Origin of the sequence: Jeongeupia sp. USM3 (genome assembly GCF_001808185.1) — a bacterium.
Taxonomy (GTDB): Bacteria; Pseudomonadota; Gammaproteobacteria; order Burkholderiales; family Chitinibacteraceae; genus Jeongeupia.
Genome location: NZ_CP017668.1, coordinates 473,977 through 491,287 on the forward strand (window position 1 = coordinate 473,977; position 17,311 = coordinate 491,287).

General features: G+C 64.1%; 14 protein-coding genes. 3 read left to right on the plus strand and 11 right to left on the minus strand.

The genetic code is table 11. The features are described 5' to 3' along the window. Positions 1 to 21: 21 nt before the first annotated feature. The 5 genes from adhE to BJP62_RS02160 all read right to left on the minus strand — a co-directional run bounded on the left by adhE (position 22) and on the right by BJP62_RS02160 (position 7,357). Positions 22 to 2,649, minus strand: coding sequence for a bifunctional acetaldehyde-CoA/alcohol dehydrogenase (gene adhE / locus BJP62_RS02140; RefSeq protein WP_070526030.1), 2,628 nt, complete (start codon positions 2,647 to 2,649; stop codon positions 22 to 24). Between the two features lie 341 nt (positions 2,650 to 2,990). After that, a complete protein-coding gene (locus BJP62_RS02145) occupies positions 2,991 to 3,533 on the minus strand; it encodes a hypothetical protein (RefSeq protein WP_070526032.1) in 543 nt (180 codons plus the stop codon). 198 nt (positions 3,534 to 3,731) lie between these two features. After that, positions 3,732 to 4,160, minus strand: coding sequence for a universal stress protein (locus tag BJP62_RS02150; RefSeq protein WP_070526034.1), 429 nt, complete (start codon positions 4,158 to 4,160; stop codon positions 3,732 to 3,734). A 20-nt stretch (positions 4,161 to 4,180) separates the two neighbouring features. After that, complete coding sequence (locus tag BJP62_RS02155) at positions 4,181 to 4,624, minus strand: universal stress protein (RefSeq protein ID WP_145927071.1); 444 nt, start codon at positions 4,622 to 4,624, stop codon at positions 4,181 to 4,183. Positions 4,625 to 4,630: 6 nt separating this feature from the next. Beyond that, positions 4,631 to 7,357, minus strand: a complete 2,727-nt coding sequence (locus BJP62_RS02160; protein ID WP_070526036.1) for a cation-transporting P-type ATPase — start codon at positions 7,355 to 7,357, stop codon at positions 4,631 to 4,633. A gap of 370 nt (positions 7,358 to 7,727) precedes the next feature. Here BJP62_RS02160 and BJP62_RS02165 point away from each other — a divergent pair, with 370 nt between their 5' ends. Beyond that, positions 7,728 to 8,120: a hypothetical protein gene (locus BJP62_RS02165; RefSeq protein ID WP_070526037.1), complete on the plus strand. Its 393-nt coding sequence runs from the start codon at positions 7,728 to 7,730 to the stop codon at positions 8,118 to 8,120. Positions 8,121 to 8,132: 12 nt separating this feature from the next. Here the strand turns inward: BJP62_RS02165 and BJP62_RS02170 are convergent, their stop codons facing one another. From BJP62_RS02170 to BJP62_RS02195, 6 genes are all read right to left on the minus strand, one after another. Then, a complete protein-coding gene (locus tag BJP62_RS02170) occupies positions 8,133 to 8,408 on the minus strand; it encodes a hypothetical protein (protein WP_070526038.1) in 276 nt (91 codons plus the stop codon). 195 nt (positions 8,409 to 8,603) lie between these two features. Next, on the minus strand, positions 8,604 to 9,980 hold the full coding sequence (cysS, locus tag BJP62_RS02175; protein WP_070526039.1) for a cysteine--tRNA ligase: 1,377 nt from the start codon (positions 9,978 to 9,980) through the stop codon (positions 8,604 to 8,606). A 126-nt stretch (positions 9,981 to 10,106) separates the two neighbouring features. Next, the gene (locus BJP62_RS02180) at positions 10,107 to 11,873 is read right to left on the minus strand and encodes a glycoside hydrolase family 18 protein (protein ID WP_083300646.1); all 1,767 of its coding nucleotides are present in this window, start codon (positions 11,871 to 11,873) and stop codon (positions 10,107 to 10,109) included. Positions 11,874 to 12,017: 144 nt separating this feature from the next. Next, positions 12,018 to 12,536: a tRNA adenosine(34) deaminase TadA gene (gene tadA / locus BJP62_RS02185; protein ID WP_070526042.1), complete on the minus strand. Its 519-nt coding sequence runs from the start codon at positions 12,534 to 12,536 to the stop codon at positions 12,018 to 12,020. Next, positions 12,533 to 14,200 carry a DNA repair protein RecN gene (gene recN / locus BJP62_RS02190; RefSeq protein ID WP_070526044.1) on the minus strand — a complete coding sequence of 556 codons (1,668 nt, stop codon included), beginning with the start codon at positions 14,198 to 14,200 and terminating at the stop codon, positions 12,533 to 12,535. Before recN ends, tadA begins: the two co-directional genes overlap by 4 nt. Before the next feature lie 30 nt (positions 14,201 to 14,230). Further along, positions 14,231 to 15,106: an NAD kinase gene (locus BJP62_RS02195; protein WP_070526046.1), complete on the minus strand. Its 876-nt coding sequence runs from the start codon at positions 15,104 to 15,106 to the stop codon at positions 14,231 to 14,233. A gap of 94 nt (positions 15,107 to 15,200) precedes the next feature. Here BJP62_RS02195 and hrcA point away from each other — a divergent pair, with 94 nt between their 5' ends. Both hrcA and mltB read left to right on the plus strand, forming a co-directional pair. Continuing rightward, entirely contained in the window at positions 15,201 to 16,217 is a 1,017-nt protein-coding gene (gene hrcA / locus BJP62_RS02200; protein ID WP_070526048.1) for a heat-inducible transcriptional repressor HrcA, read from the plus strand. A 34-nt stretch (positions 16,218 to 16,251) separates the two neighbouring features. Next, the gene (gene mltB / locus BJP62_RS02205) at positions 16,252 to 17,283 is read left to right on the plus strand and encodes a lytic murein transglycosylase B (protein ID WP_070526049.1); all 1,032 of its coding nucleotides are present in this window, start codon (positions 16,252 to 16,254) and stop codon (positions 17,281 to 17,283) included. Positions 17,284 to 17,311: the final 28 nt, after the last annotated feature.

Sequence of the window (17,311 nt, forward strand, 5' to 3'; positions counted from 1 at the left end):
TTTTCTTTTCAGCGCAAGCGCTTACTTGGTCTTGGCTTCTTCGCGTTCGTACGCTTCGACATACGGACGGCCGTAGTAGCTGTCAAGCAGCAACTGCTTCAGCTCCGAGATCAGCGGATAGCGCGGGTTGGCGCCGGTGCACTGGTCGTCGAACGCTTCTTCGGCCACCTCGTCGAGCTTGGCGAGGAACTCCTTCTCGGGCACGCCGGCCGCCTGGATCGACATCGGAATGTCGAGGCAAGCCTTCATTTCGTCAACCCAGGCGATCAGCGATTCGACCTTCTGGTCGTCGTTCTTGCCCGGCAGGCCGAGGTGCTCGGCGATGTCGGCGTAGCGGCACTTGCCGATCGGGCGATCGTACTGGCTGAACGCGGTCTGCTTGGTCGGAATGTCGACCGAGTTGTAGCGGATGACGTTCGAGATCAGCAGGGCGTTGGCCAGACCGTGCGCCAGGTGGAACTCGGCACCGATCTTGTGCGCCATCGAGTGGCAGACGCCGAGGAAGGCGTTGGCAAACGACATGCCGGCGATCGTGGCCGCGTTGTGCACCTGTTCGCGCGCCTTCGGATCCTTGGCGCCGTTGGCGTACGAGGAGGGCAGGTATTCCTTCAGCAGTTTCAGCGCCTGCAGGGCCTGCGGGTCCGAGTACTCGGTCGCCATCACCGATGCGTAGGCTTCGAGGGCATGGGTCACCGCGTCGATGCCGCCGTAAGCGGTCAGGCTCTTCGGCATGTCCATGACCAGGTTGGCGTCGATGATCGCCATGTTCGGCGTGAGCTCGTAGTCGGCGATCGGGTACTTCATGCCGGTCTTCTCGTCGGTCACCACGGCGAACGGCGTCACTTCCGAACCGGTGCCCGAGGTGGTCGGGATTGCGATCAGTTCGGCCTTGATGCCCATCTTCGGGAACTTGTAGATGCGCTTGCGGATGTCCATGAAGCGCAGTGCCAGTTCTTCGAAGTGGACGTCCGGGTGTTCGTACATCACCCACATGATCTTGGCCGCATCCATCGGGCTGCCGCCGCCGAGCGCAATGATCACGTCCGGCTTGAAGGTGTTCAGCAGCGCCACGCCGGCACGGACCACTTCCAGCGTCGGATCGGCCGGCACGTCGTAGAACACTTCGACTTCCAGACCCATCTGCTTGAGGATGCGGATGGTCTCGTCGCAGAAGCCGTTGTTGAACAGGTAGTGGCCGGTAACGATCGCGGCGCGCTTCTTGTTGCTCAGTTCCTCGAGTGCGATCGGCAGGCAACCGCGGCGGAAATAGATGCTCTTCGGCAGTTTGTGCCACAACATGTTTTCGGCCCTCTTCGCGACGGTTTTCTTGTTGATCAGGTGCTTCGGACCAACGTTCTCGGAGATCGAGTTACCGCCCCAGGAACCGCAACCCAACGTCAGCGACGGGGCCAGCTTGAAGTTGTAGAGGTCGCCGATACCACCTTGCGACGACGGGGTGTTGATGAGGATCCGCGCGGTCTTCATCTTGTCGCCGAAGTAGTTGATGCGCTCGGCCTGCAAGTCCTGGTCGGTGTACAGGGCAGAGGTGTGGCCGATACCGCCCAGCGCGACCAGCGCTTCGGCCTTGGTGACCGCATCGTAGAAGTCCTTGGCGCGATACATGCCGAGCACCGGGCTCAGTTTTTCGTGCGCGAAGGCTTCTTCCTCGCCAACCGACGTCACTTCACCGATCAGCACCTTGGTGTACGGCGGCACCTTGACGCCGGCCATTTCGGCGATCTTGATCGCGGACTGGCCGACGATATTGGCATTCAGGCCGCCATTGATCAGGATGACCTTGCGGACGGCCTCGGCATCCTTCTTGTTCAGGATGTGGCCGCCGTTCTTCGAGAAGCGCTCCTTGGCGGCTTCGTAGACTTCGTCGACGATGATCACGGCCTGTTCGGATGCGCAGACCACGCCGTTGTCGAAGGTCTTCGACATCAGGATCGACGCGACCATGCGCTTGATGTCGGCGGTTTCGTCAACGACCACTGGCGTGTTGCCGGCGCCGACGCCGATCGCCGGCTTGCCGGACGAGTAGGCGGCCTTGACCATGCCCGGGCCACCGGTTGCCAGGATCAGATTGACGTCCGGGTGCTTCATAAGATGGTTGGACAGCTCGACGCTCGGCGCATCGATCCAGCCGATGATGTCGCGCGGCGCGCCGGCGGCAACAGCGGCCTCGAGCACCAGGCGCGCGGCGGCATTGGTCGAATCCTTGGCGCGCGGGTGCGGGCTGAAGATGATGCCGTTGCGGGTCTTCAGCGAAATCAGCGCCTTGAAGATCGCCGTCGACGTCGGGTTGGTCGTCGGGACGATGCCACAGATGATGCCGATCGGCTCGGCAATGGTGATCGTGCCGAACGCGTCGTCGGTCGACAGCACGCCGCAGGTCTTTTCGTCCTTGTAGGCGTTGTAGATATATTCCGATGCAAAGTGGTTCTTGATGACCTTGTCTTCAAGCACGCCCATGCCGGTTTCGGAGACAGCCTGCTTGGCCAGCGGGATGCGCGCATCGGCTGCGGCCAGCGCGGCGCAGCGGAAGATATTGTCGACTTGCTCCTGGGTGTAGGTTGCGAACAGTTGCTGCGCTTTCTTTACGCGGGCAACCAGAGCGTCGAGTTCTTGCACCGAAGTAACAGCCATTGGTGATCTCCTTGGTTTTGAAAGTGCCGCCGTTCACGGCGGCAACGGCCTGATCAAAGGCCGGGGCGATTCTGGAATCGTGCCGATTGGGTCATCGCCAGAATAGTCCTTGGCTGGAACAATAAAGTTGATATGCATCAAGTTGCAAGTTTTATTATTCTTTTATGTCGCATAATGTATATTATGTAAAGTTATCTAGGCATGGAAGCGGTTCGGAGCACTGCGCTCCCTAGCCGCTTCAGTACGACACGCGAGAGGCAACCCCGCGCGGCCGGGATGCTCCGATCCCTCATGACGCCAAAGCGGTCCGCCACGGTCGCCAGGCCTGCAACAACGAGCGATCAGCCATTGATCGGCGGGCAACCCATCGACAACATTTTTTCTGAAGCATCCATCATTACCCGCTTGCAGTACGGGCAATCCTTGAGCTTGTTCTCAGCCCAGTTGCGACTGTAAACCTGACGCAATCGCTTGCACTCGATCGGATCGGGGCCGCGGGCGACCACTACCTGAGGATCCCCTTGAGGCTGAGCCGACTGAATGCGCGACGGGTTCGCGGAACGATCCGCGGTCGCTGGAAAATCCGAAATGGGCTTTTGGTAAACAAGCCGCGAACCCCGGCCGCAAGGGTTTTGCTGGTAAGTGATTGCGCCACGGGCGTCCGCGCACTTGTAGACATATTGCTGACCGTTGTCGTCGGCACCCAGGCCGCCTGCGGCAACCGGCGGATGGGCGGTCTGAGGTGGGGTCTTGTCCGCGACGACTTTCGAAATCTGCGCGGCGATGCGCTCTTTCATCCCGTCCACCGGCCCAAGCCGCCCGTCATCCAGCCGGAATTGCACGGCACCATACAGTGCCGCGCAGACGGCGATAACAACCAACACCAGGCGAATTACTGACTCTCGTAGAAATTTTCACAAGAGAGTCGCACAAGAAAGCGGCGCCGGCAAATGGCGGTCAAGCAGGTCGCCCTGCACCACCCATCCACCTTGCCCTGATGGTTTTCCAGCCGGGCATCCTGGCGTCCGACACACCGAAAAGATGCCGCCATTCCGGTGTTTCGGACCGCCAAGCCGCGCGGTTTACTTGACCAGCGTCACCGGCGCGCTTGCAGTGCTGGCTACGCTGTAGGCCACCGAGCCAAACACGAAGCGCTGCAACGCGCCGCTGCCGCGCGTTCCCATGACGACACGATGGCAGTCGGCACGCCCGGCCTGCTCGCGGATCACCGTCGCAGGTTTGCCGAACAGGATTTTCTGGCTGAACGGGATGCCCGCATCGGCCAGCCTTGCGGCTGCAGCGGCAATGGCCGACTCGCCCTGCTCGTGCAGCATCGCCTGCATCGACTGGGTGTTGGCGATTCCTTCGACCAGCGACGGGTACAGCATGGGCTGTTGCACGTTGAGCAGTCGCACGGTCAGCGGCTTGCCGGTTTTTCCCAGCCCGATCGCGTAGTCGACCGCACGCAGCGCATTGTCCGAACCATCGACCGGAATCAGAATATTCAGCATGACAGGCTCTCCTTTGCAGCTCAGTTGACAAGGGTGACGGGTAGATCGCTCAGGCCGACGACTTTGCCGGCCACCGACCCGAGCATGGCGCTGATGGCTGCGCCGTAACCGCGTGTCCCCATGTAGATGTGATCCGCACCGATCTCGCCGGCAACGCGAACAATGGTCTCGGCCACCGGGCCGGGCTGGGCGAGCGCCTCGAAGCGGACACCCCGCGCCTCGAGCGTTTTGCAGGCGTCTTCGAAAGCACGGTCGGCCTCGGCCTTGTAGATGGCCAGCACGTCTGCGTCGGTCATGAAGCTGCGGCCACGCACGATCGGCACCTGTACGTTCAGCAGCACCAGACGGTCGAACGGCTGGTAATCGGCAAAATCAAGCGCGGCTTCGACCGCATTCATCGACTGGCGCGAGCCGTCGACGGGAACAAGGATGGTGGTCATCACATTCTCCTGGTTGGTGGTCAATCACGTTCATGCTGCTTCGTGCCGGTGCTGCCGAAGCCAGCGCACCGCACACTTCTCCAGCTCGACCACGACGAACACGGCCAAGCCGATCAGCAGGGCAATGCCCCAGTACGCCAGCGGCAACGGTTCGGTGCCGAAGACGCGATTCATTGCCGGTACGTAGCAGATCGCCAGTTGCAGCAGCAACAGGATTGCGCTCGCCAGCCACAGCCCGGCATTGCGGAACATGGCCGCATTCAACGAGAACCGGTCCTGGATGCGGCAATTGAACATGTAGACCCACTGCGCCGTGACCAGCGTTTGCAGCAGCACCGAGCGGATGAAGCCCTCGCCGTAGCCGCGGCCGAGCAGGTACGCCTCGAGCCAGAATGCGCTGCCGGCGATCAGGACGCCGACAAGCCCGATCCGCCACAAGGCATGCAGATCGAGAATGGACTTGCCCGGCGCGCGCGGCTTGCGCCGCATCATGCCCGCCTCGGCCGGCTCGAACGCCAGGCCGAAGGCCAGCGTGGTCGATGTCGCCATGTTCATCCAGAGGATCTGCAGCGGCGTCAGCGGAATCGTCGTACCCGCCAGCAACGCAACAACGATCAGCAGCCCCTGCGCCAGATTGGTCGGCAAAACGAACAGGATCGTTTTTTTCAGGTTGTCGTAGACGCGGCGGCCTTCCGTGACCGCGCGGGCGATCGACGCAAAATTGTCGTCGGCCAGCACCATGTCGGCGGTCTCCTTGGTGACCTCGGTCCCCTTGATGCCCATGGCGATGCCGACATCGGCCTGCTTCAGCGCCGGCGCATCGTTCACGCCGTCGCCGGTCATGCCGACCACCTCGCCGCTGGCCTGCAAGGCCCGAACCAGCCTGAGTTTGTGCTCCGGACTCGTGCGCGCAAAGATGTCGTGGTTTGCCGCCACCCTGCCCAGCTCGGCATCACTCATGTGCTCGAGCTGGGCACCGGTGATCGCATCCTGCCAATCGCGCATGCCGAGCATCTTGCCGATGGCCATCGCCGTTTCCGGGTGGTCGCCGGTGATCATCTTCACGCGGATGCCGGCCTGCTGGCAGACCGCGATCGCCTCGACCGCCTCGGGACGTGGCGGATCCATCATTGCGGCAATGCCGAGGAAAACCACGCCGCCGGACAGATCGTCGTGATCGATGCGGCTTGCGTCGTCGGCGGCCGGCTTGCATGCGGCGGCCACCATGCGCAGGCCGAGCCGGGCATAGCGCGCCATCTCGGCCTCCCAGAAGTCCCGGCGGAACGGCTGCGCTCCACCCTCGCCCAGCTCGGATTCCGCCATGGCGAACAGCACGTCCGGCGCACCGGTGATGAAGACGGTGTTGACCCGGTCGGTGCGGTGCAGCGTTGCCTGATATTTGTAGGCAGAATCGAACGGAATCTTGTCGATCAGTTCGGCATCGTCGAAATGCAGCCCGGTCTTGGCGGCCAGCACCTGCAACGCCCCGGCCGTCGGCGCCCCGATGATCTGCCAGCGGCCATCGTCGCCCTGCCGCAGCTGCGCATCGTTGCAGAGATGGATCGCGGCGATGAACTGCTTCAGCGCCGGCCGGCTGGCCGGATCGACATCGCTGCCGGTCGCCTCGTCGGACAACGAACCCGCCGGGTCGTAGCTCTCGCCGTCGACCAGATAGCCGCCGTCGGCGAGCAGCACCGCCTTCACGGTCATCTCGTTCATCGTCAGCGTGCCGGTCTTGTCCGAGCAGATGACCGTCATCGCGCCCAGCGTCTCGACCGTCGGCAGCTTGCGGATGATGGCGTTTTTCTTTGCCATGCTCTGCACGCCCATCGACAGGATGATCGAGATGATGGCCGGCAGGCCCTCCGGCACGGCGGCGACAGCCAGACTGATCAGCGTGAGCAGCAGCTCGCCCAAGGGGGCTTCGTGCAGCACGGCACTGAACACGAACAGCAGCACCATCATCGCGACGATCAGGTAGAAGATGCCCTTGCCCAGCCGGTGCATCTGCTGCAGCAACGGCGTCTGCTGCGGCTCGACCGCGGCCAGCATGCCGTTGATGTGGCCCAGCTCCGTATGCTCGCCGGTAGCGACCACGACCCCGGTTGCGGTGCCGGCGCTGACGGTCGTGCCGGAATACGCCAGATTGATGCGGTCGCCGATGGCCGACTCGCTGGCGATCGTATCAATGAACTTGGAAACGACGGTCGACTCGCCGGTGAGGATGGCCTCTTCGACGCGAAGATTGTGCACTTCGAGCAGGCGCAGATCGGCCGGGATCCGGTCGCCCGGGCGCAGCGTGACGATATCCCCGGGGACCAGTGCCTCGGCATCGATATCACGCTTTGCACCGGCACGGATCACGTGCGCACGGCTGGACAGCATGCCGCGGATGCCCTGCAGCGATTTCTCCGCGCTGTTTTCCTGGTAGAAACCGATCAGCGCATTGATGACCGCCACGCCGAGAATGATGACGGTGTCGACCCAATGCCCCATCACGCCGGTCAGCACTGCTGCCGCGAGCAGGATATAGATCAGTACGTCGTTGAAGTGGGCGAGAAATTTGAGCCAGCGCGGCCTGCCGGCCTGCTCCGGCAACCTGTTCGGACCGTGCCGGGTGAGCCGACGCTGCACTTCGGCCTCGTCCAGGCCATGCGCATCGCTGTTCAGGTGGTCAAGTACGGCATCCACGTCCAGCCGGTACCAGTCGGCCTGACTGTTGACGCTCGGGTTTTGCTTGTTGTCATGATCGTGCACGCACGCCCTCCATGGCGACCGAGGCGCGGACGGCGCAAGACGAAATCGACGAAACTCGGAGAACGAGAAGCGACACCCGGGCAACGGAAAATCAAACGGAAGCCAAAGTTTAATTGCCGCTTGCTATTGCCAGGCTTGACGCAACACAAGCCTCGCACCCGCTTATGCATGCCGGGTGACTATTCACCGCGGCGGAACTTTATGCCCAAGAGCCCGAGCCACCGGCCAGAACGCCGCCCGGCTCCGCAGTCAGGCACGCCCTCGCTCACCACCCTTCCAGCCCGGGAAGTGCCGCGCGCGCATGGCCAGGATCGCACACCCGGGCGGCAATCCATTCACAGCCGCTCGCCCAGGACGTTATGCTTCGCCCATGAAAAAACGAAACATCCTCAAGACCGCTGCAGCACTCGCAGCCGCCCACATCACCACGCTTGCATTCGCCGCATCGGTGCCGATTTCGGACGGCCCGGTGACCCAGGCGTTCGTGACCTGTCTTCGGGCGATTCCCGCCAGCGTCGATCCGGCCAGCAAGGAATACGCCCGCAAAGCCATCCCGTGTTACCGCACGGCCAAGCAGGATGCGATCGCCTACGGCCGCCAGCACAAGCTGAGCGAGAAACAGCTGGCCGAACTCTGGCTCAAGGCCTCCGCCGACAACGGCACGATGGAAGATGCCTGGACGCTGGGGGACGACACCGTCGAACCGGCCCAGTTCTTCATCTCATACGTCGAATTGTCCGTGCAGGCGCAAAAACCGGACTGATCGCCCGTGCCCTCAGCGCTGGGGGGCTGGCGCATTCGGCGAAACAAGCTCGAATGCGGGGCGCTTGGCTTCTTCCTGCCGGTGCCGTTCGGCGGCAACCAGCTGGTCGATCAGCCGGCCCACGGTCGTGCCCTGCTCCCGTGCGGTGGCAACCAGGTAGCGCCGGGTCGATTCGTCAACCACGGCGTTGAGCTGGGCCGGAATCTGCGTATTGGCGACATCCTTGCTCTGCAGTGCGCGCTGCAGCTGGTTGAAGCGGCTGCGGCGCTTGCGTTCGGCCGAGGTCATTGCCTTGGGGCCGATCGATGGCCGCCCCCGTTTTTTGGTGACGGGCAGTCCCGGCAGTTCGGCTGTTTGGCGGTCGTCTGGATGGCGCATGGCGGGATAGTCTACTAGTCACAAAATACCCGATGCCATTGTAGACGCCGGGGCCGAGGAAAGAAAACGGCCTCATCGAGGCCGTTTTCTTCAGGGAACAACGGGCTACTGGCGTCGCCAGCTGGTTCCCTGCGGGCCATCCTCGATGACGATGCCGGCGGCGGCCAGCTCGTCACGCAAACGATCGGACTCGGCCCAGTCCTTCGCCGCCCTCGCCGCCTTGCGTGCGGCAATCGCAGCGTCGACCTTTTCGGCCGTCCATTCGCCGGCATCGCCGCCCTGCAGAAAGGCTTGCGGGTCGCTCTCCAGCAAGCCCAGTACGGCAGCCAGCGCCTTCAGCTCGCCCGACAATTGCGCCGACTGCTGCCGGTTGGCTTCGTGCGCCAGCTCGAACAGCACGGCCACGGCTTCGACGGTATTGAAATCGTCGTCCATCGCGGCCTTGAAGCGTGCCGCATACGGGCTCTGCCAGTCGATGGCGACATCGGCCGGTGGCACCCCCTTGAGTGCGGTGTACAGTCGCGTCAGCGCATTCCTGGCATCGTTCAGGTGCACGTCCGAGTAGTTGAGCGGACTGCGGTAGTGGGCGCGCAGGATGAAGAAGCGCACGACTTCGGCATCGAACTTCTGCAGTACTTCGCGGATCGTGAAGAAGTTGCCCAGGCTCTTGGACATCTTCTCGTTGTCGACGCGGATGAAACCGTTGTGCATCCAGTAGTTGACGTAGGCATGACCGCTGGCGCCTTCGGACTGGGCGATCTCGTTCTCGTGGTGCGGGAACTGCAGGTCGGCGCCGCCGCCGTGGATGTCGAAATGGCTGCCGAGGTGGTGGCAGCTCATCGCCGAGCACTCGATATGCCAGCCCGGCCGGCCTTCGCCCCAGGGCGATGCCCACTTGGCGTCCTGCGGCTCGTCCACCTTGGCGGCCTTCCACAGCACGAAATCGAGCGGATCCTGCTTGTTGACGTCGACATCGACACGCTCGCCGGCGCGCAGGTCTTCGAGGCTCTTGCCCGAAAGCTTGCCGTAGCCGTCGAACTTGCGCACCGCGTAGTACACGTCGCCGTTCGGCGCCGGGTAGGCCAGCCCCTTGTCGATCAGTTGCGCAATCAGATGGTGCATTTTACCGACGAACTCGGTCGCCCGCGGCTCGTGATCGGGCTTCTGTACGCCGAGCGCCGCCGCATCCTCGTCCATGGCCGCGATGAAGCGCGCGGTCAGCGCGTTGATCGCCTCGCCGTTCTCGAGCGCACGCTTGATGATCTTGTCGTCGATGTCGGTGATATTGCGCACGTAATTGACGTCGTAACCCGACGCCCGCAACCAGCGCGCCACCATGTCGAACACCACCATCACCCGCGCGTGGCCGAGATGACAGTAGTCGTACACCGTCATGCCGCAGACGTACATATTGACCTTGCCGGCATGGATGGGGGTGAAGACCTGCTTCTCGCGTGCGAGGGTGTTGTAGAGGCTGAGCATGGTAAGTGCGTAAGGTGGAACGAACCGTTGATTCTAACAGACTGGCACCGCGTCACTAAGCCGCGCGGAACGGTTCGGACATAAAAAAAGGACGCCCGAAGGCGTCCTTTCACGAGGCCGGCGCGCTTACTTCTTCAGCGCATCGGCCAGCGTCTTGCTCAGCTCGCCGTCGGCCGTATCGTTCGACAGCTCCCAGAACATCACGCCGCCGAGCTTGTTCTTCTTCACGAACTCGACCTTCTCCTGCAGCGCCTGCGGGTCGTCGTAGTTCCATACTTCGTTGCCGCTGAGCTTCCAGACGGCGCGGGTCTTGTCGTCACGGAACACCTTGCCCGGCGCGGTCTTGATCTGCGCGTACGGCTTGCTGCCCTGTTCGACCGGCCCCTTGGCCGGGCCGCTGGCCGGCTGGTACATGCCGTTGTTGTCGGTGCTCTTGACCATCCAGCCGTAGCCGTAGAACGGCACGCCCAGCACCAGCTTCTGCGACGGCACTTTCTCGAGGTAATCCTTGACCGTATAGTCGATCGCGAACTGGTCCTTCTTGCTGCCGTACAGATTGGCGTGCGGCTGACTCTGGTTGGCCCAGCCGTTGCTGAAGTCGTAGGTCATGATGTTGATGAAATCGAGCGACGGATGGATCTTGTCCAGTTCCATCATCGCCGACTTGTCGCTGGCGGCCGGACTGGCGATCGTCAGCATCAGGCCGGGCTTGACCGCGTCGAGCTGCTTGCGGAACTCGGCCAGCAAGGCGGTGAAGTTCTTGGTGTCCTCCTTGCGGACGATATTGCCTTTCTCGCCCTCGGCGGCAGGGTATTCCCAGTCGACGTCGATCCCGTCGAACACGCCGGCGGCGAGCCCGCTCACCAGCTTGCCCTGCTTGTCCGGCACGTTGCCCTTGATATAGGCGTCGACGCAGGATTTGACGAAGGCTTCGCGGTTCTGCGGCAGCGCCGCATCCGAGAAGTACTTCGACCAGCTCCAGCCACCCAGGCTGATCACGACCTTGAGGTTCGGATTGGCCTTCTTCAGCTGCTTGAGCTGATTCCAGTGCCCGAACAGTCCCTTGTCGCCCAGATCGTCCTTGCCGTCGAGCGTGTGCGCCTTCGGCACCGGATCCCAGTAATCGTCCGCCGCCGCGCCAACACCCTTGGCCTCGACACCGACGACACACTTGTTGTCCTTGACGTTGGCAAAGGCGTAGTTGATCACCGTCAGTCGCTTGGCCGCGCCCGAGGTTTCGATGTCCTTCACCCAGTAATTGCTGTTGTGCTTGGCCCAGGCCGGGAAATAACCGACCATCTGCGGCGACTTCGGCGCCGGCACGCCGGTAACGGCGACGGCCGCGGCGGCCTTGGTGCCGGCCGACGCTGCGGCGTCACCCTTCCGCACCAGCTTGATGTTGTCGAAATAGATGTCCTTGCCCGCGCCGGCCGAGCTGGTCCATTGCTCGAGCGCCAGGTGGAAGTCGAAACGCCCCTTGAAGTCGAGGTCGTAATGCTCCCACTTGCCGGTGTCCTTGATCCGGTCCGGAAAACCGGAATTGGCCGTGCCGGCCAGCCACTGGTCGCGCCCCGGGAATTCGGCGGTCACGCCGATGACGCCACCGCAGTTGCCGCCGCAGGTGCCGAGGTAATCGAACGACAGCACATACTTGCCTTCGGGAAACTGCTCTTTGGTGAAGATGTCGCCGCCGTACACCGGCTTGTCGAAGCGCGCGACCTTGTTGCCGGGCTTGAGCGGATCGTCGACCAGCGAGGCGTTCATCGGCACCGAGCCGTCGCCGCGCTGGCCGACCCACTTGGCCAGATCACCCTCGAAGTTTTCCTCGAATACCACGCTGTCCGCGTGCGCAAACGCCGCCGTGAGCAAGAGCGGCAATACCAGACGTTTCATTTTCGACCCCACCTTCGTTTTTGTGAATGTTGGCGCGGCGGCTTGCAGCCGGCCGCAGATGGCGGAATCAAGTGTAGCGTCGGAATACCCGACTACAGCGGATGCCGTATTGCGCTGACGCGCAAATGTCACAACCGGCCCTGCTCAGCCCGCCGTGGCGCGGCGCGCCTTTTCGGCTTCGCGGCGCGCCCGGAAGAACGCCCGCAGCTGCGCGGCCGCCTCGTCGGCCAAGAGCCCGCCGACAACTTCGGTCTGGTGGTTGAGGCGACGATCCGGAAACGGGTTGATCACGCTACCGGCGGCGCCGGTTTTGGGGTCGGTTGTTGCGTAGACGATGCGCGCCAGCCGCGCGTGCAGCATCGCGCCCGCACACATCAGGCAGGGCTCCAGCGTCACGTAGAGCTGCGCACCGGGCAGGCGGTAATTGCCGAGCCGTTGCGCCGCGTCACGCAAGGCCAGCATCTCGGCATGTGCACTAGGGTCGTGCAGCGTGATCGGCTGGTTGCAGCCGCGGCCGACGATCTCGCCGTCGATCACGACGACCGCGCCGACCGGCACCTCGCCCAGGGCACAGGCGCGCGCCGCTTCGGCCAGCGCTTCGCGCATGAAGCCGGCATCGGCGTCGGTCCAATCCGGCGCCGGCGAGCAGACGACCTCGCTCATGCCGACTGGACCAGACCGAGCAGCTCGGCCGCGTGGCGTCGCGTGGTTTCGGTGATCTCCACGCCGCCGAGCATCCGGGCGATCTCCTCGATGCGCTCGTCGCTCGCCAGCGGGCGCACCGCACTGACGATGCCGGCCGGCGTATTGGCCTTGCTGACCTGCAGATGCCGATGGCCGCAGGCGGCGACTTGCGGCAAGTGGGTAATGCACAGTACCTGGCGGCTGGCACCCAGGTCGGCGAGCAGGCGCCCGACGATCTCGGCAACCCGTCCGCCGATGCCGACGTCGACCTCGTCGAATACGAAGGTCGAAATCCCGCCCTGCGTTGCCGCGATCACCTGCAGCGCCAGGCTGATCCGCGACAACTCGCCACCGGAAACGATCTTGGCCATCGGTTTCGCGGGCGCATCGCCGTGGCCGACAAGAAACTCGACGCTCTCGGCGCCATGCGCGGACAATTTGTCGAGCGGGCTCAGTGCGATTTCGAAGCGGCTGTCGGCCAGCGCCAGCGGCCGCATCTCCCGCGTCACGGCCTCGGCCAGCGTCGGCGCCACGGCAGCCCGCTTGGCCGTCAATGCCTTGGCCAGCGCGCGCGTCGCCTTCTCGGCGCCGGCGACATCGGCCTCGAGCCGCGCCAGCCCGTCACGACCTCCGAGCGTATCGAGCCGCGCCTGCCATTCGGCCAGCAGGCCGGCGAGCTGTTCCGGCTCGCAGCGATACTTGCGCGCGGTGCGCCAGATTGCGTCCATGCGGGTTTCGACATCGGCCAGCCGCTGCGGATCGAGCTCGAGCCCGTCGGCATAGCGCCGCAGCGTATTCACCGCCTCGGCAAGCTGGGCATCGGTCGACGCCAGCAGTTCGCGCGCTTCGGCCAACCCGTCGTCGTAGCCGGCGAGTTCGTCGATACGGTGCTGCGCACCACCCAGCCAGCCCTGGCAGTTTTCGTCGCCGTCCGCCAGCGCCAGCAAGGCCGCCTGCACGCCGTCGATCAGGCTGGCGGCATGGTGCAGCCGTTTGTGTTCGGCCTGCAGCGCGCCCCACTCGTCGTCGCCGAGCGCCAGTGCGGCGACCTCGTCAATCTGCCATTGCAGCCGCTCGCGCTCGGCCTCGAACGTCGCCGCATTGCGGTGCGCCGCGTCGAGCTCGTCCGCCAGCCTGCGCCAGCCGCGCCATGCTTCGGCCAGTTCGGCCGCCAGCGATTCGGCGCCGGCGTAGGCATCGAGCACCTGACGCTGCACCTCGGCACGCAACAGGCGCTGGTGCGCATGCTGGCCGTGGATGTCGACCAGCAGCTCGCCGACGGCCTTGAGTTGCGCCAGCGTCGCCGGACTGCCGTTGATGAAAGCGCGGTTCTTGCCGTGGATGTCGATGGTCCGGCGCAGCACCAGGCGAGCCGGATCGACATCGGCCAGGTCCGACTCGGCCAGCCATTCGCCGGCGGCCGGCACATCGCCCAGCTCGAACTCGGCGGCCAGCTCGGCACGCTCGCAGCCATGCCGGATGATGCCGCTCTCGGCCCGGTCGCCAAGGAGCAGACCCAACGCGTCGAGCACGATCGACTTGCCGGCGCCGGTCTCGCCGGTCAGCACCGTGAGGCCGGCGGTGAAATCGAGCGCGAGCTCGTCGACGATGACGAAATTCTTGAGCCTGAGCGAAAGCAGCATGCGTTCGGGACGTCCGTTCGGGGTAAAGGGTTACTGCAGCTTGTGGCCCCAGTGCAGCTTGGCCCGGAGCATGTCGTAGTAGTTGTAGCCAACCGGGTGCAGGATGCGCAGCGTGTTGCGGTAGCGGCGGATGCGCACGCGGTCGTGCTCCTTGAGCTCGAAGTCCGACTGGTTGTCGAAATAGACCCGTGCGTCGTTGGCGCGCGTCAGCAGGAATTCGACTTCGGCGTCGTCGCTGACGACGATCGGCCGGTTCGACAGCGATTGCGGGCAGATCGGCACCAGCGTTACCGCCGGCAGGCTCGGATGCAGGATGGGCCCGCCCGACGCCAGCGCGTAAGCGGTCGAACCGGTCGGTGTGCTGACGATCAGTCCGTCCGAGCGCTGGCTGTAGACGAACTGGCGGTCGATGATGATTTCGAACTCGATCATCGAGCCGGTCGAACCGCGGCTGAATACGACGTCGTTGAACGCCAGCGACGGACCGAACTCCTCGTCGCCGCGGCAGATCGTCGTTTCGAGCAGGATGCGCTCCTCGGGGACGAAAGCGCCGGACAGCATGTCGCCGATCACTTTCTCCATCTCGCCGAGCGGCACGTCGGTCATGAAGCCGAGCCGCCCCTGGTTCACGCCGATCAGCGGAATCCGGTACGGCGCCACAAGGCGTGCGATGCCGAGCATGGTGCCGTCGCCGCCCATCACGATCACCAGATCGGCGAGCCGGCCGATCATTTCGCGCGCCACGGTCGGGTAGGCGGCGATGCCGTGCTCGGCCGCCGCCTCCTCGTCGATCAGCACGCTTGCACCGCGCGCGGTCAGCATCGCCGCGAGGCGGGCCATCGGTTCGGCGATGGTCGGCGTGCTTCGCCGGCCGACCAGCGCCACGGTCTTGAACAGGGTTGTCATTGCGATATCCATTCGGGTGGCCAGCGGCCACCATGGCGGAATTAAACCATAGCCACCCCGGGCACGCACACGGCAACGGCGTTAGAATCGGAGCATGCTCAGCGAACGCGCCCAACATCTGCTCACGGCCCTCGTCGAACGGTATATCGCCGACGGCCAGCCGGTCGGATCGAAGACCCTGTCCCAGGCCAGCGGCCTGGTGGTCAGCCCGGCGACGATCCGCAACGTCATGGCCGAACTCGAAGACCTCGGTTTCATCGCCAGCCCGCACACCTCGGCCGGGCGGATACCGACGGCGCGCGGCTACCGCTTTTTCGTCGACTCGCTGATGGTGATGCAGTCACTCGACCGGCTCGAGCGGACCGCTACGCCCGAGGTTGGCGGCTTGCCCAAGGGCAATCCGCAGCGCTCGATCGCTGCCGCATCGCAACTGGTATCGCAACTGACGCACTTCGCCGGCGTTGTCATGCTGCCCAAAAGGCAGGAGGCCATCCTCACGCACATCGAGTTCCTGCAACTCGGCGAGAACCGCGTACTGCTGATCCTCGTCACCGCCGACGGCGACGTGCAGAACCGCATCCTGACCACACAGACCGCCTACACGCCGGCACAGCTGACCGAAGCCGCCAATTTTCTCAACGCCCACTGCGCCGGCAAGACTTTCGGCCATCTGCGCAGCGTCGTCCAGGCCGAGGTGCACGCACTGAAGGGCGAGCTCGTCGCCCTGCTCAACGCGGCGGCGCAGGACGAAATGGCCTCGTCGGGCAGCGACGCGGTGCTGATCTCGGGCGAGCGCAACCTGCTCGACAGCGACGATCTGGCGTCGAACATGGGCCGGCTGCGCCAGCTGTTCGAGCTGTTCGACCGCAAGACCGCGCTGCTGCAGCTGCTCGACGTCGGCAACCGCGCCGAAGGCGTGCAGATCTATATCGGCGGCGAATCGGGTCTCGAGCCGCTCGGCGACTGCTCGGTCATCACCGCGCCGTACCGCAGCAACGGCGAGATTGTCGGCACGCTCGGCGTGATCGGCCCGACCCGGATGGCCTACGAGCGCGTGATCCCGATCGTCAACGTCACCGCCAAGCTGCTGTCCAGCGCGCTGTCGCAATAAATCAAACCGTCCGGCCCAGCCGCTTGAGGAATCCATGCGCACCACCCTGATCTGCACCCTGCTTTCGCTCGCCCTGACCGCACCGGCGCTCGCCGATGACGCCCTGATTGCCCGGCCCGATGTGCAGCAATACCTGAACGACGTCGCCGCCAGTGAAAACATGCCCCGCGACAAGCTCGATGCGCTGTTTGCGCAGGTACAGCTCAAGCCGAACATCCTCGCCATCCTCGATCGCCCGTCGACCAGCCGCCCGTGGTACCAGTTCCGCGGCAACTTCGTGAATCCGGCGCGCATCAAGGCCGGAACGAAGTTCTGGCAAGCCAATGCCGCCACGCTCGCCGCGGTCTCCGCGCGCTATGGCGTGCCTGCCGAGGTGATCGTCGCGATCATCGGCGCCGAAACCAACTACGGCAGCAATACCGGCAGCTTCCGCGTCATCGACGCATTGTCGACCGTCGCCTTCGATTACCCGCGCCGCGCCGACTTCTTCAGAAAGGAGCTGACCCAGTTCCTGCTGCTGGCGCGCGAGGAGAACGAGGATCCGCTGTCGTTCAAGGGTTCGTACGCCGGCGCGATGGGCTGGCCGCAATTCATGCCGTCGAGCTTCCGCCAGTACGCGGTCGACTGGAGCGGCGACCACCATCGCGACATCTGGAACAACGCCGATGACGCGATCGCCAGCGTCGCCAACTATCTCGCCGCGCACGGCTGGGAGAAGAACGGCCCGACGATGGATGTCGTCAACGTCGACAGCGACCAGGTCGACGCGCTGCTGGCTGACAAGTTCAACCTGCATTACACGGTGGCCGAGATGATGGCCAAGGGTATCAAGCCGCTGCACGAAGTCGACCCGCAACGGAAGGCGGTGCTGTTCGCGCTCGATACCGAGCCGGATTTCACCCGCTACTACCTCGGCTACACGAACTTCTACGTCATCACCCGCTACAACAAGAGCACGCTGTATGCGAGCGCCGTGCTCGAACTGGCCGAGGGCATCAAGTCGGCCTACGGCGAAGCCGCCACGGCGCCGAAAAGCACCGGCAGCTGGGGCAAGCCCAAGCCGTAAACGTCAAAATGGCCGGCAATGCCGGCCA

Coding starts and splice junctions, on each gene's coding strand:
- adhE (WP_070526030.1), bottom strand. CDS start 2,649: ATGGCTGTTACTTCGGTGCAAGAACTCGACGCTCTGGTTGCCCGCGTA.
- BJP62_RS02150 (WP_070526034.1), bottom strand. CDS start 4,160: ATGCTGAATATTCTGATTCCGGTCGATGGTTCGGACAATGCGCTGCGT.
- BJP62_RS02165 (WP_070526037.1), top strand. CDS start 7,728: ATGAAAAAACGAAACATCCTCAAGACCGCTGCAGCACTCGCAGCCGCC.
- BJP62_RS02170 (WP_070526038.1), bottom strand. CDS start 8,408: ATGACCTCGGCCGAACGCAAGCGCCGCAGCCGCTTCAACCAGCTGCAG.
- cysS (WP_070526039.1), bottom strand. CDS start 9,980: ATGCTCAGCCTCTACAACACCCTCGCACGCGAGAAGCAGGTCTTCACC.
- BJP62_RS02180 (WP_083300646.1), bottom strand. CDS start 11,873: ATGAAACGTCTGGTATTGCCGCTCTTGCTCACGGCGGCGTTTGCGCAC.
- tadA (WP_070526042.1), bottom strand. CDS start 12,536: ATGAGCGAGGTCGTCTGCTCGCCGGCGCCGGATTGGACCGACGCCGAT.
- recN (WP_070526044.1), bottom strand. CDS start 14,200: ATGCTGCTTTCGCTCAGGCTCAAGAATTTCGTCATCGTCGACGAGCTC.
- BJP62_RS02195 (WP_070526046.1), bottom strand. CDS start 15,106: ATGACAACCCTGTTCAAGACCGTGGCGCTGGTCGGCCGGCGAAGCACG.
- hrcA (WP_070526048.1), top strand. CDS start 15,201: ATGCTCAGCGAACGCGCCCAACATCTGCTCACGGCCCTCGTCGAACGG.
- mltB (WP_070526049.1), top strand. CDS start 16,252: ATGCGCACCACCCTGATCTGCACCCTGCTTTCGCTCGCCCTGACCGCA.